The 23,908-nt window shown below is 35.0% G+C and carries 20 protein-coding genes; 6 read left to right on the forward strand and 14 right to left on the reverse strand.

Translation table 11 applies throughout. The features are described 5' to 3' along the window. Window positions 1-140: 140 nt before the first annotated feature. From FNW21_RS11295 to FNW21_RS11305, 3 genes are all read right to left on the reverse strand, one after another. Window positions 141-800 carry a response regulator gene (locus FNW21_RS11295; protein WP_144256852.1) on the reverse strand — a complete coding sequence of 220 codons (660 nt, stop codon included), beginning with the start codon at window positions 798-800 and terminating at the stop codon, window positions 141-143. A 237-nt stretch (window positions 801-1,037) separates the two neighbouring features. Continuing rightward, window positions 1,038-2,846 (reverse strand): sensor histidine kinase, encoded by a 1,809-nt coding sequence (locus FNW21_RS11300; RefSeq protein ID WP_144256853.1) that lies wholly within the window; start codon window positions 2,844-2,846, stop codon window positions 1,038-1,040. Window positions 2,847-2,858: 12 nt separating this feature from the next. Further along, a complete protein-coding gene (locus FNW21_RS11305) occupies window positions 2,859-3,446 on the reverse strand; it encodes a DUF4202 domain-containing protein (RefSeq protein WP_144256854.1) in 588 nt (195 codons plus the stop codon). 247 nt (window positions 3,447-3,693) lie between these two features. On the opposite strand from FNW21_RS11305, the gene FNW21_RS11310 reads away from it, so the two are divergent. After that, window positions 3,694-3,852, forward strand: coding sequence for a helix-turn-helix domain-containing protein (locus tag FNW21_RS11310; RefSeq protein ID WP_144256855.1), 159 nt, complete (start codon window positions 3,694-3,696; stop codon window positions 3,850-3,852). A gap of 75 nt (window positions 3,853-3,927) precedes the next feature. Here the strand turns inward: FNW21_RS11310 and nirD are convergent, their stop codons facing one another. From nirD to FNW21_RS11325, 3 genes are all read right to left on the reverse strand, one after another. Further along, complete coding sequence (gene nirD / locus FNW21_RS11315) at window positions 3,928-4,305, reverse strand: nitrite reductase small subunit NirD (protein WP_144256856.1); 378 nt, start codon at window positions 4,303-4,305, stop codon at window positions 3,928-3,930. Window positions 4,306-4,445: 140 nt separating this feature from the next. Beyond that, the gene (nirB, locus tag FNW21_RS11320) at window positions 4,446-6,950 is read right to left on the reverse strand and encodes a nitrite reductase large subunit NirB (protein ID WP_144256857.1); all 2,505 of its coding nucleotides are present in this window, start codon (window positions 6,948-6,950) and stop codon (window positions 4,446-4,448) included. A 602-nt stretch (window positions 6,951-7,552) separates the two neighbouring features. Continuing rightward, the gene (locus FNW21_RS11325) at window positions 7,553-9,199 is read right to left on the reverse strand and encodes a reverse transcriptase domain-containing protein (protein ID WP_144256858.1); all 1,647 of its coding nucleotides are present in this window, start codon (window positions 9,197-9,199) and stop codon (window positions 7,553-7,555) included. 375 nt (window positions 9,200-9,574) lie between these two features. On the opposite strand from FNW21_RS11325, the gene FNW21_RS11330 reads away from it, so the two are divergent. The 3 genes from FNW21_RS11330 to FNW21_RS11340 all read left to right on the forward strand — a co-directional run bounded on the left by FNW21_RS11330 (window position 9,575) and on the right by FNW21_RS11340 (window position 11,589). After that, window positions 9,575-10,819, forward strand: a complete 1,245-nt coding sequence (locus tag FNW21_RS11330; protein ID WP_144256859.1) for a hypothetical protein — start codon at window positions 9,575-9,577, stop codon at window positions 10,817-10,819. Window positions 10,820-10,967: 148 nt separating this feature from the next. Beyond that, on the forward strand, window positions 10,968-11,255 hold the full coding sequence (locus FNW21_RS11335) for a nucleotidyltransferase family protein (RefSeq protein ID WP_144256860.1): 288 nt from the start codon (window positions 10,968-10,970) through the stop codon (window positions 11,253-11,255). After that, entirely contained in the window at window positions 11,245-11,589 is a 345-nt protein-coding gene (locus tag FNW21_RS11340; protein ID WP_144256861.1) for a HepT-like ribonuclease domain-containing protein, read from the forward strand. Before FNW21_RS11335 ends, FNW21_RS11340 begins: the two co-directional genes overlap by 11 nt. Window positions 11,590-11,706: 117 nt before the next feature. Here FNW21_RS11340 and clpB read toward each other — a convergent pair whose 3' ends face one another. Further along, a complete protein-coding gene (gene clpB, locus FNW21_RS11345) occupies window positions 11,707-14,313 on the reverse strand; it encodes an ATP-dependent chaperone ClpB (RefSeq protein WP_144256862.1) in 2,607 nt (868 codons plus the stop codon). A 151-nt stretch (window positions 14,314-14,464) separates the two neighbouring features. On the opposite strand from clpB, the gene ytxJ reads away from it, so the two are divergent. After that, window positions 14,465-14,854, forward strand: coding sequence for a bacillithiol system redox-active protein YtxJ (gene ytxJ / locus FNW21_RS11350; RefSeq protein WP_144256863.1), 390 nt, complete (start codon window positions 14,465-14,467; stop codon window positions 14,852-14,854). Window positions 14,855-14,941: 87 nt separating this feature from the next. Beyond that, entirely contained in the window at window positions 14,942-16,531 is a 1,590-nt protein-coding gene (locus FNW21_RS11355; protein ID WP_144256864.1) for an energy transducer TonB, read from the forward strand. A gap of 78 nt (window positions 16,532-16,609) precedes the next feature. Here the strand turns inward: FNW21_RS11355 and argH are convergent, their stop codons facing one another. From argH to FNW21_RS11390, 7 genes are all read right to left on the reverse strand, one after another. Then, the gene (gene argH, locus FNW21_RS11360) at window positions 16,610-17,890 is read right to left on the reverse strand and encodes an argininosuccinate lyase (RefSeq protein ID WP_144256865.1); all 1,281 of its coding nucleotides are present in this window, start codon (window positions 17,888-17,890) and stop codon (window positions 16,610-16,612) included. Window positions 17,891-17,942: 52 nt separating this feature from the next. Continuing rightward, window positions 17,943-19,013 (reverse strand): M20 family metallo-hydrolase, encoded by a 1,071-nt coding sequence (locus tag FNW21_RS11365; RefSeq protein ID WP_144256866.1) that lies wholly within the window; start codon window positions 19,011-19,013, stop codon window positions 17,943-17,945. Window positions 19,014-19,110: 97 nt separating this feature from the next. Then, a complete protein-coding gene (argB, locus tag FNW21_RS11370) occupies window positions 19,111-19,896 on the reverse strand; it encodes an acetylglutamate kinase (protein WP_144256867.1) in 786 nt (261 codons plus the stop codon). Continuing rightward, a complete protein-coding gene (locus FNW21_RS11375) occupies window positions 19,886-20,836 on the reverse strand; it encodes an N-acetylornithine carbamoyltransferase (protein ID WP_144256868.1) in 951 nt (316 codons plus the stop codon). Before FNW21_RS11375 ends, argB begins: the two co-directional genes overlap by 11 nt. Before the next feature lie 435 nt (window positions 20,837-21,271). Further along, window positions 21,272-21,709, reverse strand: coding sequence for a GxxExxY protein (locus FNW21_RS11380; RefSeq protein ID WP_317129301.1), 438 nt, complete (start codon window positions 21,707-21,709; stop codon window positions 21,272-21,274). 62 nt (window positions 21,710-21,771) lie between these two features. Then, entirely contained in the window at window positions 21,772-22,533 is a 762-nt protein-coding gene (proB, locus tag FNW21_RS11385) for a glutamate 5-kinase (RefSeq protein ID WP_144256869.1), read from the reverse strand. A gap of 121 nt (window positions 22,534-22,654) precedes the next feature. Further along, entirely contained in the window at window positions 22,655-23,851 is a 1,197-nt protein-coding gene (locus FNW21_RS11390) for a glutamate-5-semialdehyde dehydrogenase (protein ID WP_144256870.1), read from the reverse strand. Between the last annotated feature and the right edge of the window lie 57 nt (window positions 23,852-23,908).

The following is a 23,908-nucleotide window of genomic DNA, read 5'->3' on the forward strand; positions in this document are numbered from 1 at the left end:
TACTTATATTTTTTTACAAAATTAAGTACTAAAGTCTTTTGAAAACCTGCGTTTTCGCAGTTTAGATAAAATAATTACGTATTTATACTTAATTTTATAAAAATATACGTAGTTGTCATTTGATTAATGGATGTCTAGTGCTATAGAAGCGCATATTCAGTAGCTTTATTAGAAAGCTCCATTAGGTTTTTGACTTTTAGTTTTTTCATTAAATTAAAACGGTGTACCTCCGCAGTTCGTTTGCTGATGTCTAATGCCTCGGCAATTTCCTTATTTCCTTTTCCAGATAAAAGCAATTTTAGGATTTCTTTTTCTCGTTTGGTAATCATCATTTCTTCGTCTAAAACGGGTTTCGTTTCTGTATTTAAGGACGGATTTGTTAATTGTCCTATCAAAATAGAGGAAATATCGCCACTAAAATACTTTCCGCCATTGGCAACTGTATGCAAGGCTTTCAAAAATTCATCTTTACTGGATCCTTTGAGCAAATAGCCATCGGCACCGGCTTTAATGGATTTCAAAACATATTCCTCGGATTCGTGCATGGACAACACAACTATTTTTACGGTATTGTTCTGACTACGTAATTTTTCAACCACTTCGATTCCCGTAAGGTGGGGCATTCTAATGTCAACAATCAACAAATCAGGTTTGCAATTCTCAACGACTTTCAGCGCATCGAGACCATCAATTGCTTCGCCTACAACGATTATATTGGCTTCGTTTTCTAGCAATGATTTGATACCATCTCTTACAAAAACATGGTCATCGGCCAGTACAACTCGAATTATATCACTCATAATTACTTAATTTTGGAATCTAAATTTTTACGTAGTATATGCTATTACAAACCGCTAATATACGTATTTCAATTGCAAAAGTCAAGTTCAATTTCAATGGCAAAAATCAAGTTCAATTTCAATTTAAAAATACAATTTTGTTTTTATTAAAATCTACTATTGCCATTGACTTTTGCCATTGAAATTGATTTTTGTCATTGCCATTGATTTTGAAATTGATTTTGGCATTGTCACTTTTTAGATAGGAATATTAAAGGTAATGCGGGTTCCTTCGTCTATAATCGAGTTGATAAAAACGCGTCCGTTAATGTATTCCATGCGTTCTTTCATGAATAAAAGTCCCATTCCGGATTCGCTATTTCTCTTTTTCTCGGCAGCAATCATGTCAAATCCTTTGCCATTATCGTCAATAATAATGCTCAAAAGATTGCTGCTGTGGGAGAGTTGTACGATTATATGCGTTGATTCGGCGTATTTTATGGCGTTGTTAATGGCTTCTTGCGTTAATCGATAAATATTTATTTCGGTTAAGGAATCCAGTCGTTTGTCGAAATTGGTTTTGTTGTAAAACAAAATGTTTTTTCCGGTGAGTTTGGATAATTCAAGCGTAAGTTTGGCCAAAGCCGAATTTATACCGTGATCGCTCAATTCTGGTGGCATCAAATTGAAAGTTGCCGTGCGAACTCCTTTTATAATATCTAGCGACAGTTTTTTCAGGTATTCAATTTTTTGACTTGCTTTTTCTTTGTCGTCCAGATTAATGCTTTCTAGGCTAAACTTGAGTCCTGTGAGCATTTGCCCAATTCCGTCGTGAATTTCTCTAGCAATTCTGTTTTGTTCGTTTTCTTGGTTTTCGACAATCTTACTTGAAATGATTTTTTGCTGATTGATTTTATCGGTAATGTTTTCGTTGTTCAACCGCTCGACTTCTTGTTTGGCATTTTTTCGTTCGGTAATATCAAAACAGATAATCAACAATTCCGATTCGTCTTTCTTGATCGTAACGGGAACCATAGACAAATCTAGCCATAATGATTGTCCGTTTCTACTGGTAATATTGAGTTCGCCTTGCCAGCCACTTCTTTGTTTTTCGGCAATAATAGTGTCAATAATCACTTGCTCTTTTTCGATGGGAGTGAGTGCTTGTGCAAATGTTTTGACGGAAATGAACGAATTGTAATTTAGTAATTTAGAAAATTTTTCACCAATATGAATGATAGAACCATTGGGAGCAATCCTAGAATAGAGTAGGGTATTCTCCATGGCATAATTGAGCGATTTCAACTCTTTGACGGAGTTTTCTTTGATTTCGCTAATGATTTCAGTGTCATAAGCCAGTTTCAAAGCCTTTTTTTCCGAATACAAAAGCTTGGTAATTAAGGTTTCAATTTTTTTATCGGTAGGTTTAAAAATAAAGAAAAATTCGAGTAATAAAACCAGTAAGGTAAAAGCTAAAATAGCATATTCGGTCTTGCTTTGAAGCGTCACTTTTTCTAATGCTTCTTGGTCGTATTGGCTTACGATTTGATTCATTTTGGACAAAAAAATACTTTCGTTTGCCAGTACAATTGCAATGAGTTTTTGGTTTTCTTTTGGATTATTAGTGTTGGTATTATTTTTTAAAAAAAGTGTGGTAGCCGTAATTATTTGGTTAAAATTGGGATTGATATTAGCAAATAATGTCTTGATTGTCGGGCTTTTTATTTTAGGAAAACCAAGGCTGTCATTCCCGTTTTCAAGAGCATAATGATTGAATTTCCAGAATGAAATTATCTCATTAATCCTATCGATTTGAACCTTTTTTTGCTCGGGATTGGTAATGAAATTGAGGATCAAAATCTCTTTAGTTAATTTTTGACTCAACATACGTTGTCTCCCCGAAAAATTGATTAATCTGGAGTCACTTAACTGACTAGTAAGGTTATGCTGGATTAAAAGCTGACTCAAAAGCACCGTTACCGCAATGGTCAATAAGGCGAAAAGGTACATTCGTCTTAACTTTTTGAAATTGGACGTATCAATCGATTCTTTTAAGATTTTTTTCATAACCAAAGGCAATTATAAACTAAGTGCTTCTTTTATCAATGCCAAATTCGATGCGCTAAAATTGATTTTTAAGGCAGCTTGATGTCCATTTTCCGACATTTTATGCCATGTTTTTAGGATGATATTTTTGAGTTTTTCGGCATCGTGTTTTTGTACAAAATCCTCCAGATAAAATTCTAAAAACACCAAGCAAATCACATCTTCAAGGAGTTGTGTTTCGGCATCTTTTTTGAGTAATTTTTTTTCTATTAAAAAGGAAACTCGGGCAATAAAAGTGGCGTCATAACCCGCTTTTTCAAGAATGGTAGCGGTAGTTTTGGCATGAAATTTCTTGAGGTCTTCTCGCCATTTTAAATAGCCTACACGATCCATAGGATAGGATTCACGGCTGCTTTTCCACCTGCAAATGTGTTGTGCTTTGGCAGCAATTTGCACTTCTTGAGACGCTTCGGGATAAAAATCCATTAGCCTGGCATACATTCTATTAGAATATAATAATTCTTTTGGATAGGATATAGATTGGTAAATTTCTTGATTGGGATCTTGAGCATTTTCGGCATCAATCCAAGTACAGGCATTTTGAAAAGCGGATGTTGTCATTTGAAAAAGTATATTTTCAAAGGTACATAATTAGTCCAAAAGGTACAAATGTTAATATATGCAGGGCATTCGCTTTTAAAAAAGAAAAAAAGTTAGCCACGACCCGATCGATAGCGAATAGGCGAAGCAATTTCACAAATTAGCACTAATTTTTTCGAAATTTAAAATTGAATTGCCCGAATTTTATCTATTTTAAGAATTCGTGTAATTGAAAACGAATTGTAATTGGTGTTTATTAGTGTAATTTGTGGCGAAAACTTTTAAAAGCGAATGCCCTATCCTCAAACACAGTTCGTGGGCTGTTGCCGAAATTGCATTTGGTTTGGGCTTTACCGAAACGACTCATTTTAACAACTTTTTCAAAAAGCATATCGGCTGTAGTCCGTTGCAATTTAGAAAAGAATAAAACCAAAAATCCTCGTAAAAACGAATACAATTAGTTTTTACGAGGATTTTTAGTTGTATATTTTAAACTTTAGAATTAATCTAAAAACCCAACAAATACTTCGTTACCTTCTATTTTTACAGGATAAGTCGCTATTTTTAAATCATCGCCATTAAGGTTTGATCCGTCAACTAATGAAAATGTTTTTTTGTGCAACGGGCAAGCAATTTTAGGAATATCTTCCATAGAACCAATCATACCGCGAGATAAAACCATTTCCATTTTATGGGGACATAAGTTTTGGCAGGCATACCATTCGTTTCTACGATCAAATTTTATAACGGCAATTTGCTTGTTTTTGTATTTGATGCAACCGCCGCCATTACTGGGGAAGTCTGCTGTTGTTCCTGCTTTGAACCAAACTTTTACATCGTTCAAATGTACCGTTCCGTATTGATTTAATATATCTTCCATGCTTTGTATTTTTTGTTTCCACTCCAAACTCCTTTATACTATTCTATGCGAAAGAATGAAAAGAAAAGAGTCAGAGTTAACGGAAACGTATTGAAAAAAGTTTGTTTTTACAGTAATTTATTTTTGCCAAAATCTTGTTTTTACCAAGATTTAGGCATTTTTTGATCTCGTAATGCTACAAATTCGATGTTGTCATCCGTCTCGTCAGAATTGGTAAAATGACTAAAACGTTGCATCATTTCTGGACTTTCGATGGCTTGTTTCCACTCACATTCAAAGGTGTCTACCAATCCTTGCATTTCTACTTCTAGCGCGTCAACGATTCCTAAACTGTCCTCGATAACTACTTCTTTCAGGTAATCCATACCACCTTCTAGTTTTTCTAACCAGGTAGAAGTACGTACGAGTGGGCCAGCAGTACGTATGTAATACATCAAGAAACGGTCTAGGTATTTGATACAAGTCGCACGGTCTATTTGTTCTGCGAGTAAAATGGCATGTTTTGGATTCGCACCACCATTCCCACATATGTATAAATTCCAACCGCCTTCTACAGCGATTAATCCAAAATCTTTTCCTCTAGCTTCGGCACATTCCCGAATACAGGCCGAAACACCGCCTTTTATTTTATGAGGCGATCGCAATCCTTTGTACCGATTTTCTAATTCGATAGCAAAACCAGCACTTTCGTCCATTCCGTAGCGACACCACGCATTTCCTACGCAACTTTTTACGGTACGCAATGATTTTCCGTAGGCGTGACCGCTTTCAAAACCAGCATCGATTAATAATTTCCAAATCGCAGGCAAATCATTTAAGTGTGCACCAAATAAATCGATACGTTGTCCGCCAGTAATTTTAGTATATAAATTGTATTTTTTGGCTACTTCGCCAATGACGATTAATTTCTCGGCAGTGATTTCGCCACCAGCAATTCTAGGCACTACAGAATACGTTCCGTTTCGCTGAATATTGGCTAGAAATCGATCGTTAGAATCTTGAGCGGTAACGTGTTTGTTAGCCGTATCGTTATAAATACTAGAAAATATAGAAGATAAAAGTGGCTTACAAACCTCACAACCATCGCCTTTTCCTACGATTCCTAAAACTTGATTGTAGCTTGTATATTTATTTATTTTTACAATGTCATATAATTCTTGTCGGTTGTAAGCAAAATGTTCACAAATCACATCTTTCACTTCTTTGCCTAATGATTTTTGAGTTGCTTTTACAATATCAACCACCATTGGTTTACAGCCACCACAACCTGTTGTTGCTCTGGTATGTTTGACAACGTCGCCAAAAGTGGCGCAAGTTCCCTCGGTAATCGAACAACAAATAGCACCTTTGGTCACATTCTCACACGAACAAATCACCGCCGAATCTGGTAAATCATTGGCTCCAAGAGCAGTAGATTCGCCACCACGAGAACCTAGAATTAAGTCTTCTGGATTTTTAGGCAATGGTAAAGCGTTGCTGTAAATTTGAAATAACGAATTATAATCGCTAGAATCTCCTACAAGGATTCCGCCAAGGAGTGTTTTTCCGTCTTTGGTAACGTTGATTCGTTTGTAAATCCCGTTGAATTTATTTTCGTAAACGATAGCGGTAACCGAATGATTTTCGATAAAAGGATCCCCAAAACTCGCTACTTCAACCCCAATTAATTTCAATTGTGTCGACATATCTATGGTGTCTCTCATGGTTTTATTCCCATTCAAGATTTGCTCGGCAGCCACATCGGCCATTTCGTAACCTGGGGCTACAAGACCGTAAATCATGCTGTTGTATAAGGCTACCTCACCAATAGCATAAATATGAGGATCTGATGTTTGCATCTGATTGTTTACTACAATTCCGCCTCGTTCGCCTACTTCAAGTCCGGAAACTCTCCCTAGTTCGTCTCGAGGTTTTATCCCAGCAGAAATAACCAACATATCTACTTTTAACAATTCCTCTTCTGCAAACATCATTCCCGTAATGCGGTCTTCTCCATCAATATATTGAGTCGCTTTATTAAGGTGAATGCCTATATTGAGCTCCTCAATTTTTGCTTGTAACATATCGCTCGCACCTTTGTCCAGTTGTCTTGGCATCAAGCGGGTAGCAAATTCTACTACGTGAGGGTTTAATCCTAAATCGTACACCGCTTTTGCAGCTTCAAGACCTAGTAAACCACCACCAAGTACGGCAGCTTGGGTAGCACCATTCTTTTTTATTTTTTTGGCGTAGGCCATAATCGCATCCAGATCCTCGATGGTTCGGTACACAAAAACACCTGCTTTATCAGCACCTTTTATAGGAGGCACAAACGCAGAAGATCCTGTTGCTAACACGAGATAATCATACGGATAGGATTTATCAAGGTGTGTAGTTACGGTTTTGTGTTCTTTATCTATTTTTAAAACTAATTCAGACGTATTGAGTATAATATTATTGTCTTGATACCATGATAAAGTAGACATGGATAAGTCATCGGCACTTTTACCGCCGAAGTACTCACTCAAGTGAACGCGGTCATAGGCACGCCTTGGCTCTTCGCCAAAAACGGTAATTTGATAGTGTTCTTGTCCTGATTTTGCGATGAATTTTTCGCAGAATTTATAACCAACCATGCCGTTTCCGACTACTATTACATTAATCATTAGCTCTTTAATTAAGTATTATTACGCAAATATACGTATTAATACTTAATTTTAGTACTTAATTTAATTTTTTTTAAAAATTTTGGCGAACAGGAATTAAGTAGCGAGTTTGGGAGTAGGATAGGGGATTGCGCTATTGTTTTGTAGTAAAGAATAAAAAGGGAGTCTACCACGAATTGCATGGGTGAAAATTTTCGCCACGACCCGATTGATAGCGTATGTGCGAAGCAATTACACGAATTAACACAAATTCTTCATTTTTAGAATTGAACTAAACAAATTTTAATGATTCTAATTGGATTTGTGTAATTAAAAACCATATTTTTTGTGGAAATTCATGGCAACTTTTTTGATGATTTTTAGAAACCCACTCCATTCGTGGTAGAATCAAAAAAATAGAAAAAAATTAATCCTCATCGTCATCGTCGGACTCACTTTCAAAATCAAAGAACGCATCCCGATTGAAAGGAATATCCGCATCTTGGTACTCGTCGCATACGAGCACCAGAGGGGAAAAGAAGTTGCTAAAGTTGTAGCGGCATATAATTATTGGTACGAAGTCAGGAGACTTCGCACAGCTGGTTTGCAAGTTTATTATCTGTTTATTTGTTTAAAAATTTATTGATAGAACTATATAAAATATGTTTTGATTTTCTTAATTGCTTTTCAATCTTATCTTCATTCATAATTTTTGATACTCTTTTCAGGTAAGAAAAATAATTGCTTTGTTTTTTTACACTTCCTTTATCTTCCTTAAAATTAAATTCGCCTTTAATATTTGGTACTAATATTTTTCTTGAACGAATTAATTGTATGTTTTCATTTTCACTATCTTTTTTCTTTGGGATGGTTTGAAATAGTTTTTTAATTTGATTGATAAAGATTGCTTTATGTTGGTAAGGGTCTTTTTCAATTCCTAAAATAGTTCTTCTAGCTCTTCTACGTATTATGCTTTTCATCCTTCTATAAAACTTGGCGATATTAGTAGATTTTATTAATGTATTATATCCCCTGAATTCAAAACCTAAATATGTTAAAGGGCTATCTAAAGTTTGAGTTCCGTCAATATTTATTTTTATAGAAGTTAATCTTGTTTCCTTGTCTTTATTAAATTCAATATTTTTAAAAATGAAAATTTCTGTTTTATCATTACTGATTTCAACTATGTTTTCTTCCATTTGTAATTCTACAAATTCTTTTATCTCATTAATTTGTTCGACTTTGCAGACTACAATAATATCATCCGAATACCTACGATAGTAACAACCTTTATTTTTTACCAAGTTTTCGAGTATATTCAAATCGAAATGATAGAGATACATATTTGCTAGAATAGCACTAATAGGTAATCCTTGAGGAATGCCCATTATTTGTTTTGTTTTTTTATTCCTAAATGGAAATTTATGGATTTTTAGCTTTCCAGACTTAATATGATTTCTGAAATCTTGGTTGGATTCAAAAAAACATTTAAAACCTTTTGTTTTTCTTATATTGGACAGCTTTTTTTCGTCAAACCCAGCTTTTTTACCTTTTGTTTTTTGATAAATTCTTAAATCATCTAATAGGACATAACTAAATTCCGTACTCGCCTTAAATACATTCAAATGGTGTTTAGGTAATGTTTTCACATTTAGGATTTCTTCCCAAATATGTTTTAGTCGTTTATGATTTAAAGAAGAAAAGAAACTTTTAATATCAAATGCTAAAACAGCTATATTTTCATTTTGAGATCGAATAGAAATTGTGTCAAAAATTTCTTTTGCAAAATGAATTGTACTTTTTCCATTTCCTTTTGCATTATCGGGTAAGTTTGGATTTATTTTTAGCTTTCTATATGCTGTGACACATTCAGAAAGACCTACGTGAGAGTCTAGTTTCTCTTCATATTTTGTTTGAAGTAAAGAAGCGTAATAAGCGTAAATTAAAGCGTCAAAATGTGAGGCGTAATGTAGAGGTCTGTTTTTTGCAGCACTTTCAGTTTTTCCAGTTTTTAAACTTTTTAATTTATGAGCACGAATTTTGTCATTTTTTATTTCAAATTTTTTGGCATCAATTTTTTTGTATTTTCTTTCTTTTATTGTAGAATGAATAAGAGGGTAAAAAGCATATTTTTCAATGAAGTTTGGGTTTTCAATTTTTGATTTAATTTCACGCCAACGACCAATAACATTAATATTAGGAGTAAGATGCAAATATCCTTTTGCTTTTATCCAATTTGGAATTTGTTTTTCTTTATTTGTAGAATTCATAATAAAAAATGCCTTGTGATAATTTGCTCTAGCAATAATGATTTGTCTTTTACATACTTCTCTTTCGAGCCAGACTAGTACCCAATTAATGAGTCATTGTAAAACTTATAAATAGTAAACAAATGATGAACATATCAGCAACGGTATTGCTTTCAATGGAAATATTAGTAACTTTGATGAATCTTATCCAATCGCTCTTAAAGGCGGCTGAATTAATAAATTCATTACCTAAATGAATAAATTTCATTTAGTGATTTCGTAAAGTAATTAATACTTTAGAAATTTATAGTCCTGTCCAAATGTAAAAATCCGCTTATATCACAAAGCTGCCAAATGTAAGTATTTTTAACTATATTTACTAAAAAAATATAGGTTATGGAAAGTTTTACATTAGGAGAAATAGTTACATTAAATAATCATCCTTATTATTCTTTAAATAGTAAAATACTTATTACTGCTGATGCCACTATGACACCGCCATTAATGGTAGTTATAGAAGTACTAAATGATTATAAAACAAAATTTGATTTTGATGAAAAGACGGCTATTAAGGGAACTAATTCGAGTATGGTAAAATGTGTTTTTTATTCAAACAAGACACATAAGTATGAAAGTAATTGGTTTTTGATAAATCAAATTAAAAAGATTGATGATGAAAATGTTCTTGAAAAAAATCAAAATTCGTCTATAGAGAATTCGATTATCCTAAAAAAGGAAAGTGACATAAATGAATTGATTAATAAAAATGTCATTCTTAAATCTTGGGAAATCGAATTAGGAAAGAAAAAATCAAGTTTTAGTTACGATACATATTCAAATAAAAATAGTAATAAAATAACTTCTTATTTGAGTTTTTTGCCACCAGTAATGATTATTATTGGTTTAAAAAAACTTGATGAATCAAAAGAGTCAAATTTTGATAAAAAAACAGGAGAAACGAAAAGGGTATTTTCTAAAATATTACTTAAATGCAAATGGTTTAATCCTTTGACTAATACTTTTTCAGAAGATTTTTTCGCTCCAGAATCTTTAAATTTTGTAAAAGATCCTGATATAGAATTAATTAAAGGAATTCAAAATTTCATAAAACTGAAGAGTTATTTTAAATTTAACAATCCTAGTTTAAGTGATTATAATAATGGAAATACTATTGGTCAACCATCAAAAATCAATTTTAACCATTGTTATTATGAGCTTGAATATTTTGATTTCTTGACTAATAAGAAAGAATTAATAAAGCTAACAGATTTTAAAATTGAAATGTTTGAATCAATAGCTTTTTATTCAAAAGAATACGCTCCTTTTTATGGTAGTTTAGTTACTGCAAAAACAATAAAACAATTTCTTAAAGAAGAAATTGAAAAACCAAAGAAGAGTGATAAGATTTTCAGAATAAAATACAAGTCTAAAAAAGGAATTCCATCCATTAGGACAATTTCAAAGTGTGAATTTCTTGACCTTCGTTTAGATGATGAAAAAGATTCAGATTCAAAAAAAAATAAATATATCAAAGCTAAATGTTTTAAGAGAGAAGGGAAAGAAAGGCATTTTAGGTTTAAAGGAATTAAAAAGATTGAAATTTTGAACTTTAGCGATAAAGAAGAAATAATTGTGCAATGATTTAGATTTTTTTGTTTTTAATAATAAATAACACCAATCTCTCGACTGGTGTTTCTTGATACCCCTGTCAGAGTACTTAAAAAGGACTATTTACTCGGTAACCCTCCATCTTCTTAATTTCCAAACTTATTTTATTTATATTTGTAGTATGTTATCAAAAAGCCAATTGCATATCATTATAGAGACTTTAAAGCCGTATCATCCCAAAAGGATTGGGTTGTTTGGTTCTGTGGCTAGAAACGAAGCAAGCAACGACAGCGATATTGACATTCTTTTTTCCTTGTATCAGCCTATTGGGTTATTTACGTTGTCTAAAATTCATTTTGAGTTAGAAGAAAAACTGCATAAGAAAGTAGATTTAATATCTGAAAATGGCTTGAATAAATTTATCAAGGAGAAAGTACTGAACGAAGTACGCTATTTTTATGAAAACTGAAAAACATAAAATTTATTGCTGCCATATCCTTGAAGCCATTGACAAATTAGAGTTGGTAGCAAGCACGACTACTAGGGAAGAGTTTCTAGGTGATTGGCTCAAACAAGATGCGGTTCTTAAAAACTTCATTGTAATTGGCGAAGCTATTTCGCAAATTGATGAAGAAATCAAACAAAAATTTCCTAATGTTGATTGGCGTGGCGCTAAATCCATGCGCAATTTTATTGTTCACGAATATTTTTCAGTAGACAACAACTTTGTTTGGGAAACTATTTTTGAAACGATTCCCATCTTTAAGATTCAAATAAACGAAATACTAAATTCGTTTGAATAATAACAGCACCAATCTTCCGACTGGAGCTGTTATATAATTTAAAATTATTCTCTACACATTTTATTTTAAAAAAAACTATCGTATTTTTAACAGAACACTCGAACTGAAAAACTTCGATTATTGCACCACCTCACTCTGATTCCTAAACACCAATTTCCCATCAAAGGCATCAATTAAAACAATGCTGTCGGTAGTTATTTTTCCAGAGAGAATTTCCTTGGACAATTCATTAAGAACGTCTCTTTGAATCACACGTTTTACTGGTCGAGCACCAAATTGTGGATCATATCCTTTGTCTGAAAGATAGTCGATCGCTTCGGGCGTGGCATCCAAAGTGATGCCTTGTAAAGCCAACATTTTTTTGACACTTTTTAGTTGCAAACCTACGATTTGGGCAATATTCGCATGGGTCAGCGGCGTAAACATCACGATTTCGTCAATACGATTGATGAATTCGGGACGAACGGTTTGTTTCAGCAAGCCTAAAACTTCCACTTTAGCGAGTTCTGTAGCGGCTTCGACACTTCCTTTTAAATTCTCGAATTTATCCTGTATAATCTGGCTTCCCATATTCGAAGTCATGATGATAATGGTGTTTTTGAAATCGGCCAAACGTCCTTTGTTGTCCGTCAAACGCCCTTCGTCCAAGACTTGCAACAAGATATTGAACGTGTCGGGATGCGCTTTTTCGATTTCGTCCAACAGAATAACAGAATATGGTTTTCTGCGCACAGCTTCAGTCAATTGTCCGCCTTCGTCATAACCCACATATCCTGGAGGCGCACCCACCAATCGGCTCACGCTGTGGCGTTCCTGGTATTCGCTCATATCGATTCGGGTCATGGCGTTTTCATCGTCGAATAAATATTCTGCCAAGGCTTTTGCCAATTCGGTTTTTCCAACTCCTGTCGTTCCAAGGAAAAGGAAGGTTCCCACCGGTTTTTTCATGTCTTGCAATCCCGCACGACTTCTACGAACGGCATCGCTCACGGCTTCGATGGCTTCTTCCTGACCCACAACACGTTTGTGCAATTCTTCTTCTAGATGCAAGAGTTTTTCTCTTTCGCCCTGTAACATTTTCATCACGGGAATTCCAGTCCATTTGGCTACGACTTCGGCAATGTCTTCACGAGTTACTTCTTCTTTTATCAAGGAAGTACCACCTTTTTGATCTTCGGCTAATTGTTTTTGGAACCCATCCAATCGTTCTTGGGCTTCTTTTATTTTTCCGTAACGAATTTCGGCTACTTTTCCGTAATCGCCTTCGCGTTCGGCACGTTCGGCTTCGTATTTGAAGTCTTCGATTTCAGTTTTTACAGCTTGGATATTATCGACAACATCTTTCTCGGATTTCCATTTGGAGAATACTTCGTTTCGTTCGTCTTTCAAATTGGCCAAATCCATTCCCAAAACTTTGAGTTTGCTTTCGTCTTTCTCCCTTTTGATGGCGGCAATTTCGATTTCCAATTGCATAATTTTTCGATCCAAAACATCGAGTTCTTCTGGTTTCGAATTGATTTCCATTCTAATTTTCGAAGCCGCTTCGTCCATTAAATCAATGGCTTTGTCCGGTAAAAATCGATTGGTAATATAGCGTTGCGATAATTCGACAGCCGCAATAATGGCATCGTCTTTTATCTGAACTTTATGGTGTGTTTCGTATTTTTCCTTGATTCCACGAAGGATAGAAATCGCACTTTCTGTATCGGGTTCCTCAATTACTATTTTTTGGAAACGACGTTCGAGTGCCTTATCTTTTTCGAAATATTTTTGGTATTCATCCAAAGTTGTAGCACCAATAGCACGCAATTCGCCACGAGCCAAAGCAGGTTTTAGGATATTAGCAGCATCCATCGCACCTTCGCCACCACCTGCACCAACAAGCGTGTGGATTTCGTCAATAAAAAGCACGATGTCTCCTTCGGCAGCCGTAACCTCTTTCACGACTGATTTCAAGCGTTCTTCGAATTCTCCTTTGTATTTGGCACCAGCAATTAAAGCGCCCATATCGAGCGAAAAAACGATTTTGTTTTTTAGATTTTCGGGAACGTCGCCATCCACAATTCGGTGCGCCAATCCTTCGGCAATAGCAGTTTTACCCACGCCGGGTTCGCCGACCAACATGGGATTATTTTTGGTTCTACGGGTCAATATTTGCAAAACTCTACGAATTTCCTCGTCACGACCAATTACGGGATCGAGTTTTCCGTTTCGAGCCAATTCGTTGAGGTTTTTGGCGTATTTATTCAAAGAATTGTAGTTTTCTTCGGCAGAGGCAGAAGTCACTCTTTCGCCTTTGCGTAATTCTTCGATAGCGGCTTTGAGTCCTTTTTGGGTTACGCCTTGGTCTTTTAAAATCTGGGCAACCTTGCTTTTAGAACCAAAAATAGCCAGAAGTAAATGTTCGATAGAAACGAATTCATCGTTAATTTTCTCGGCAATAATTTCGGCTTCGTTGAGTGTGGTGTTGGCGGTTCGAGACAATTGAATTTCGCCCCCAGAAACCTTTGGAAAGTTCTGAATGGTGCTGTCTAGAATTTGAAGAAACAACGGTACATTGACGTTGAGTTTTTTCAAAATAAACGGTGCTACATTTTCATCGACTTCAAAAATAGCTTTGAAAATGTGTTCGTTTTCTATTTGTTGTTGTCCCAAACGTTGCACCAATTGCTGCGAAAGCTGAATGGCCTCCTGCGATTTGATTGTAAATTTATTGATGTTCATGATGAAAGGATTTTATGTTTATTACTGTTTAATACCTAACTTTGCAAAAGAATTGGCAATTGTTATTCCAACTCAAAAATAAAGACAAAATGACCGATTTACTATGATTTTCATCATGTTATAAAGACAAAAAGACATAAAATAAGACAAAATGAGTATATTCAATTCCCTATTTGGTAGTTCAGAAGAAACAAAGAAAGTAGAAAGTAAAATCAATTGGATTCCGTTAACAGATTTAGGTCAACTCGATGCTATTGTAGCCTTATCGAATGAAAAATCAGTGGTAATTTTCAAGCACAGCAACCGTTGTAGCGTGAGTAGAATGGCGTTGAAACAATTTGAAAATGAATATGATTTGGACGATGCGGTTGCGGTATATTTTCTAGATTTATTAGAATACCGTGATATTTCAAATGAAATTGCATCTCGTTTTAACGTTTTTCATCAATCGCCACAATTGTTGTTAATCAAGGACGGAAAATCCGTTTATGATGTTTCGCATAGTGACATTGATGCTGGGGAATTGAAGGGGAAAGTTTAAGTTGTGATTTATACGATAAATTGGCTATATTTGGATTCATTATTTAAAAAACTTTTGAAATTTCAATAAGCGAAACAAAACATTAATATGAAAAAACTTTTTTATCTTTTAGTAATTACTTTTAGTTGCAGTTCATTCGGGCAGAATTTAATCCCTAACTATGAAATAGGTTGTTTTGTAGATTATAATAAGAAAATTATTAATGGTTACTATGATTTTGAATATGAACCCAAAACATCACTTAATGTAAGCTATCAAGCAAGTGAGAATTTTACCAAAGGCTATTATTTTGATAATAATGGATTGAAAGTAAATGGATTGTTAAAATATTCTCAAAGTGATAGAGAATTGAAGTTTAAAATAAATGAAAAAGATGTTGAGAAATCCATTAGAGCTAGTGAATCTAAAGGATATATAATTGGGATAGACACCTTTTCCGTAGTGAAAAATGTTATTGTTATTGGAGTTTTTGGAGATAAACTTTCAGGCAAAAGTGAATTTGCAGAAAATATTGAAAACATCGGTGGAAAACAATTTTATAAATTTATTGCAGAAGCTGCAAATCGAAGTTCTTATGCTAAATATATTGTTAAACAATCTGAAGCATCAGATTTTGAGACTTTTCAGTCAAATAAAGGTAAATTTAAAAAGCTTGCAGCCGATATTTTTGGAAGTGATCCTATCCTTAAATCGGATATTGAAAATGGGAAATATGATGAAGAGGACATTCCTTCAATGATAAAAATTTTTAAGTACAGAAAACTTTATGGACGCGACCAAAAGATTTTCTATAATTCTTCTTGGGATGAAACGGATAATCATGATGAAGGCGCTTATTATGCAAAAATAGAATCCGTTCAGGATTCCATTTTTCATTTGAGTTATTTTTTTAAGAATGATATAAAAATATATGAAGGAGATTTTACCTCATTTTATCCCCATAAAAAAAAAGGTGTTTTTGTTTTTTATTATCCAAATGGAAAGATAAGAAAACAGATAAATTATATCAATAATAAGCCTAAAAATGTGATAGAATATTTTATCAATGGTGGAATTCATAGACGGTATTTTTATTTAGAGGAAGATAAAATTATGTATACCCAGGTAAACAATGATCAAGGTGTAAGTATTTTTGGTAGTAAAGGAAGTATGGGAAAAGAGACTTTTAACGATGTAATTACCGGTAAAGATGTCACCTATGAATTTAAAGACCAACAGGTTAAAAATGTTTATTATAATGATGTGAATGGGGATAAGGTTTATCAACTTTGCGAAAAAAATGCAAAACCGGATGATTTTAAAGATTTGCAAAAATTAATAAATGACAAATTAAAATATCCTACAGAATCTGTTCAAAAATACAATCACGGATATGCTTTAATGAAACTTATAGTCGAACCAAGTGGATTGGTTTCCGAAGTTGAACTAGTAAAAGGAGTTGATATGTTTTGTGATGTTGCTATCAATGAATTTTTATCTCAATTTAAAAATCAGATTATTTGGAAGCCTGGAAAAGTGGATGGAGTAAATGTGAGACAAGAAATTATTTTACCAATTGATTTTTCAATCATTGATACTTCATCCTATAAGAATCATTATTATAATTTTAATCCTTGGTTTTTTCAAAATATGATGATGCAACAAAATATGATGAGAGCTCCAATGGGAAGATATTAATTTATTTATTCCAAAAAAGATAGCCACGAATTCACTTATTAAACTAATATAATTCGTGGCTTTAAAATTTTATTGATATTAGTAAGAATCGCTCATCTTATCCTTAATCTCCTCCAAACAAAGGTTGTTAATACTTCCCTCATGAGTATGTTGGGTTGCTTTTGGCGATTGAAAAGTACCGTTTTCAAGTTGTTCGGCAACCGCTTTATAGGCATCTCTAAACGGCATTCCAGCCACTACCATTTCGTTCAATGTATCCACCGTAAAGAGGTAATCGTATTTTTTATCAGCAAGAATATTGTCTTTTACTTTGATGTCCTTGATAGAGAAAATGGCAATATCCAAACACGCTTTCAGGTTTTGAATCGCAGGAAACAATCCTTCTTTCAGCAATTGTAAATCACGGTGATAGCCACTTGGCAAGTTGTTGGTAATTAGCGTGATTTCATAAGGCAAGGCTTGGATTTTGTTGCATTTTCCACGAATCAACTCAAAAACATCTGGGTTTTTCTTGTGCGGCATAATGCTCGAACCCGTCGTCAAATGAGCAGGCAAAGTGATAAAATCAAAATTCTGACTCATATACAAACAAACGTCCATTGAAAATTTTGCCAAAGTAGCTGCAACACTACTCATAGCGAAAGCTACTGTTTTTTCTGATTTTCCACGGCTCATTTGCGCGGCAACCGAATTGAATTTTAAGGTTTCAAAACCCAATTCGTGAGTGGTAAAAGTTCTGTTGATAGGGAAGGAGCTCCCGTAACCTGCAGCGGAACCCAATGGATTTTGATCTACGATTTTCAGGGCGGCGTTTAGCATGGTAATATCGTCAATCAAGGTTTCAGCGTAAGCAGAAAACCACATTCCAAAGGAAGAAGGCATTGCAATTTGCAAATGGGTATACCCTGGCAACAATACATTTTGGTGTTTCTCTGCCGATTCCATCAACAAATCGAATAGGGTTTTTACTTGCGATTTGAAATCTTTTACGACATCTTTTAAATACAAATTCACATCTACCAAAACTTGATCGTTACGAGAACGCGCCGTGTGGATTTTTTTCCCAGCATCGCCTAATTTTATAGTTAAAAGATACTCGATTTTGGAATGTACGTCCTCAAAACTGTCTTCGATTTCGAATTTGTCGTTTGCAACATCTTCAATAATTTCTTCCAAAGCCAGAACCAAAGAATCTGTTTCTTCGGCGGTCAAAAGCCCAATTTGTCCCAACATTTTGGCGTGTGCGATAGAACCTAACGCATCGTATTTGGCGAGAACCAAGTCTAATTCTCGGTCGTTTCCAACGGTGAAATGTTCGATTTGTTTAGCTGTTGGTATTCCTTTTTCCCAAAGTTTCATAGGTTTATTTTTTATTTGTAGGGACAGGTCGCGACCTGTCCGTACGATATAATTATTGTTTCAAAAAATCGCCTAGTATTTTGATATACAAATCGATTCCTTCTTCTATTTCGTTTACATATATAAATTCGTCTGCCGAGTGCGACCGCAAGCTTTCTCCTGGCCCTAATTTCAAAGATTTACAATACAATACCGATTGATCCGAAAGGGTAGGCGAGCCATAGGTCGTTCTTCCCAAAGCGATTCCGGCTTGCACTAATCCGTGTGTAACGGGAATGGAAGACGCATTCAAGTGCATGGAGCGTGGCGTTACTTCGGCATTCACATTGGCTCTTACGGTTTCTAAAATTTCGGTATTGTTGTAACAATCATTCACCCGAATATCGACAACCAAATGGCATTCGGCAGGAACAACATTGTGCTGTTTTCCTGCGGTAACTTGGGTTACGGTCATTTTTACAGGACCTAAAACCTCCGATATTTTGTCGAATTGAAAAGTTTTAAACCATTCAATCACAGGCATTGCGTTGTAAATAGGATTGTCGTGATTGTGGTGCGCGGCGTGGCTTGCGGTTCCTTTTACAACAACATCTAATACTAATAAACCTTTTTCGGCTACTGCTAATTGCATTAATGTAGGTTCACCAACAATAGCACAATCCAATTCAGGCAGATGTTTTAAAACGCTGTTTAATCCATTTTTTCCACTGCTTTCTTCTTCTGCCGAAGCTACGATTACAATGTTGTAAGGTAAATTTTCATTGGCATAAAAATGCGTGAATGTGGCTATGAGCGATACCAAACAACCACCGGCATCATTACTTCCCAATCCAAATAATTTTCCGTCTTTTACAATCGCTTCAAACGGATCGTTGGTATAACCTTGGTTAGGTCGCACTGTATCGTGATGTGAATTCAGTAAAAGTGTCGGTTTGGATGTATCAAAATGTTGATTGAAAGCCCAAATATTGTTGTTTTCTCTTTCGAAAGGAATATTATTCTGGGTAAACCAATTTTCGATTAAAAGTGCTGTTTGCTCTTCTTCGCTAGAAAAGGAAGGCGCTTCAATCAACGATTTTAATAGCGCAATGGCTTCTTGGGTTAGGGTTGCTGTGTTTTTCATTTTTTACTTTTTTGCCACGAAGGCGTAAAGTCACAAAGTTTTTTTAATTTCTTTTTTAATTTTTTCTTTGAGTCTTCGTGCCTTTGTGGCAAATTAATTATAATTCAATACTTGTACAAATTGCATTAGCATCTTTCAACATTCGATGATGTCCAATTTTTATTTTCTGAACGCCTTTAGACAAACTATTGAAACAGTTATCCAATTTAGGAATCATTCCAGAATGAATGGCACCCTCTTCTTTTAATTTTGAATAAAGAGCTGAATTTATTTGTTCAATTACCGAATTTTCATCTTCAACATCCGCTAAAACACCCGCTTTTTCGAAGCAATAATTCAACGTTACCTCAAAAACTTCTGAAGCGGCAATGGCCAATTCACTCGCAATAGTGTCGGCATTGGTGTTCAATAATTGCCCGTTTTTATCGTGCGTGATGGCACAAAATACAGGAACAATTCCGTTATTGATTAAAGTTTCCAACAATGGTGTATTCACTTTTTGTACATCGCCCACAAAACCGTAATCAATCGTTGGATGGTTTCTTTTGGTGGATTGAATCAAATTCCCATCGGCACCCGAAAACCCCATGGCGTTGGTGTTATTGGCTTGTAATTGCGCCACAATATTTTTATTAATCTCACCCGCATAAATCATCACAACAACGTCGAGCATAGGTTTATCCGTAATGCGTCGTCCATCAATCATTTGTGGAGTCAAACCAATACTTTGCGCCATTTTGGTAGCCGATTTTCCGCCTCCATGAACGAGAATTTTTTTGCCTTCAATATTCGAAAAATCAACTAGAAATTGTGACAATTCCTTTGGATTATCAATGATGTTGCCTCCAATTTTTATGATGGCTAATGGTTTCTTATTTGACATTTTCCAATATTTTCTGCAACACTAATTGCGCCGAATACGTTCTATTATTAGCTTGTTCCATGACGATAGAATTTTCGCCATCGATGACTTCATCGGTTACAATTACGTTTCTACGAACGGGCAAACAGTGCATAAATTTGGCATTGTTCGTCAATTTCATTTTATCGGCTGTGATTGTCCAATTGGGGTCGGAATTGGTAATTTTTCCGTATTCTTTGTAATTGCTCCAGTTTTTGGCATAAATAAAATCGGCATTTGCGAAAGCTTTGTCCTGATCGTACTCAATTATGGAATCTTTAGTAATTTCTGGATTCAGTTCATAACCTTCGGGATGTGTGATTACAAAATCCATTTCGGTTTGCAATTGCATCATTTCCACAAAGGAATTGGGAACAGCTTGCGGCAAAGCTCTTGGATGTGGCGCCCACGAAAGCACTACTTTAGGACGGTGATTGGTCTTGTTTTCTTCCATGGTGATCGCATCGGCAAGGGATTGCAAGGGATGTCCCGTAGCACTTTCCATATTCACGATAGGCACTGTGGCGTATTTCATGAAACCACTCATCACGGTTTCGGCATTGTCTTTTTCTTTGTCTAGCAATCCTGCAAAAGCTCTGATGGCAATGATATCGCAGTATTGCGAAACCACTTCGGCGGCTTCTTTAATGTGTTCCGATGCGCCTTGGTTCATAATGGCGCCGTCTTCGAATTCTAGCGTCCAGCCTTCGCTGGTAAAATTCATAACCATCACGTTCATTCCCAAATTTAAGGCGGCTTTTTGGGTACTCAAACGGGTTCTCAAACTCGAATTGAAAAACAACATTCCTAATGTTTTGTCGTTTCCTAGTTTTTTATTTTTAAGCGGATTTTGCTTGATTTTTATCGCTTGTTTCACCCATTTTTCGAGCGAATCTATGTTTTGTATGGAGGTAAAGTTCATGGTTGTATGTAATTTGTACGCTGATTAAACGGATTCGCTATCGCAAAGACACGGATAAGAGCGGATTTTTTGTTATTACTTATTTTGTATGCTGATTAAACGGATTCGCTATCGCAAAGACACGGATAAGAGCGGATTTTTGGTTATTACTTATTTTGTACGCTGATTAAACGGATTCGCTATCGCGAAGACACGGATAAGAGCGGATTTTTTGTTATTACTTATTTTGTACGCTGATTAAACGGATTCGCTATTGCGAAGACACGGATAAGAGCGGATTTTTTGTTATTGCTTATTTTGTACGCTGATTAAACGGATTCGCTATTGCGAAGAAACGGATAAGAGCGGATTTTTTTCTAATTAATTTCAGTATCAATAAAAAAAATCAGTTTTTATCTGCGTTTGCGGAGCATCCGTGTTATCTGCGTTCTATTTTTATTTTCTATAATTTTCAAATATTTTTCGTTTGAATTCTGGTTTTTTTCCAAAGTTTAAAAGCAAACCTACTTCACAATCGGTGGCTCTTAAATAATTTAAAATTTGATTTTCAAAATCTTTCACAATACATTCGGCGGCTTTCAATTCAAGTATAATTAAATCTTCAACTAGCAAATCTGCATAATATTCTCCAACTTCAGTTCCTTTATAGAAAACCGCAATTCTCTTTTGAGCTTCTACTTTAAGCCCTTTGTTTTTTAATTCTAGACATAACGAATTTTGATATACTTTTTCTAAAAATCCATAACCCAACTCATTATAAACTTCGTAAAAAGTTTTAATAATTGCATTTGTTAATTCTTCGTGTAATAATTCCATATCAAAAATTTGTTTTAAACTTGATCTATACTTCAATTCTTTCAATTTTTTTATCAATTAAAAAAATCCGTTTTTATCTGTGTCTTCGCAAAGCGAATCCGCATCATCCGTGTCCCAATTTATACAATTTTGGTAAACGCAATCTCGTTTTTCAAAGCCTTCAACATAAAATTATCTTCGAGTCCGTTTACAATCCAGGTTTCGATATTGGCTGCTTTGGCTATCGCCGCCGAATCGATTTTAGACTGCATTCCGCCCGTTCCATGAGAGGATTTTGCATCGCCAATTTCTTTTTGCAACAGCGATAAATCAGTCACTAATTGGATTGTTTCGGGCACTTCATCATGTATAGATGCTTTGGTATAAATTCCGTTTGTATTTGTTGCAATTATCAGAATATCAACGTTTAATAGCACAGCAGTTAAAGCAGCTAATTTATCATTATCCCCAAATTTAATCTCATCTGTTGCTACCGTATCGTTTTCATTTATAATTGGTATGTAACTGTTTTTGACCAATACATTGATGGTATTTACGATGTTGACTTTGGATTGTTGTTTTTCAAAATCAGAGTAGGAGAGCAGGCATTGTGAAATATGCAATCCCAAATCGCTGAAATTTTCGTGGTAAATCCGCATCAAATGAGGCTGTCCAATCGATGCCAAAGCTTGTTTTACAAATACATCCTTGTCATTATTGTCCAATTTTACAAACTGTTTGGCTGCCGCAATCGCTCCAGAACTAACAATAATGAATTCATAATCGTCTTTGAGAGCGGCAATTTGCATACCAATATCCTCAATCTTTCCTCTCGAAATGTGATTGGTTTCCTTGGTGAGCGTGTTGCTGCCGAGTTTTAATAATATTCTTTTTTTTGCCATATTTTTTATTCATTTTGGTCAGATTGGACTCGGATTAAACGGATTCGCTTTGCGAAGACACAGATAAAAACGGATTTTTTAATCTGAAACCTGAAACCTGAAATCTGCAATCTTTAACCTGCTATCTGACTTGTCCTTCTCCGTAAATATACCATTTATTGGTTACTAAATGCTGCAACCCGATTGGGCCACGTTGGTGCAATTTATCGGTGCTTATCGCCAATTCTCCTCCTAAACCAAATTGTCCGCCATCCGTGAAACGAGTGGAAGCGTTTTGATATACGGCCGCACAATCCACTTGCTCCATAAATTCTTGGGCTATTGCATCGTTTTCGGTAATAATCGAAGCCGAATGTCCGCCGCAATATTTGTTTATTTTTGCAATGGCGCCTTCATTTGAATTTACGATTCCGATGACAATTTTATAATTCAAAAATTCTTCGTACCAAATCAAATCTGATTCAATCTGAGGAATAGTTGTTGCTTTTGAAAAGCGTTCATCGCCTAATATTTCAACCTTATATTTCTGCAATTCAGCAACTAAATGAGTTGCAAAATCCTCCCAATTTTCTAAATTGGAATCAATTAAAACTTTATCCAAAGCATTGCAAACGCCTATATTTGTGGTTTTTCCATTGATGATAATGTTCAATGCTTTTAGTAAATCGGCTTCCTTGTTGACATACACAAAATTATTGCCACGACCACTAACGATTACTGGGCAAGTGGCGTGTTTCTTGGTAAATGCAATCAATTGTTCGCCACCACGAGGCACGATTAAATCGACTTTTTGTGTTGGATTTTCTAGGAATGCTTGCGTTTCTTCCCGATTGTAATTCAAATATTCCACCCAATTGGTTGAAATTTCATTTGCTGATAAAGCTTGGTGCCACAACGAAACAATTTTCAAATTGGATAACAACGATTCTTTTCCGCCTTTCAGCAAAATTTTGTTTCCAGATTTGAAAGCGATTCCACCAGCCTCAACCGTAACGTCTGGACGAGATTCGTAAATAATCATTATGGTGCCAAAAGCTGCTGTTTTATTGGTGATTTTCATCCCGTTTTCATGTGTAAAATGAAATCGATTAACCCCAACAGGATCTTCCTGACTCGCCAATTGTTGCATCGACAAAATCATGCCGTCAATCTTGGCGTCATCTACCAAAAGTCGTTTTTCCATAGCCAAATCATCCCCAGAATAATTACTTAAATCCTGTTGATTAATTGCTTTAAGATTGGCTCTTTCTTGTTCCAAAAGCTCTGCCATCTGGCTCAAAACAGCATTCCGTTTTTCTATGGATAATAATATGTTCATCTTTATGATTTTAATTCTTTTGTTTCGCAAATCTCCGACTTTGAAGATTTGTTTGAA

Source organism: Flavobacterium restrictum (assembly GCF_007097245.1).
Lineage (GTDB): Bacteria > Bacteroidota > Bacteroidia > Flavobacteriales > Flavobacteriaceae > Flavobacterium > Flavobacterium restrictum.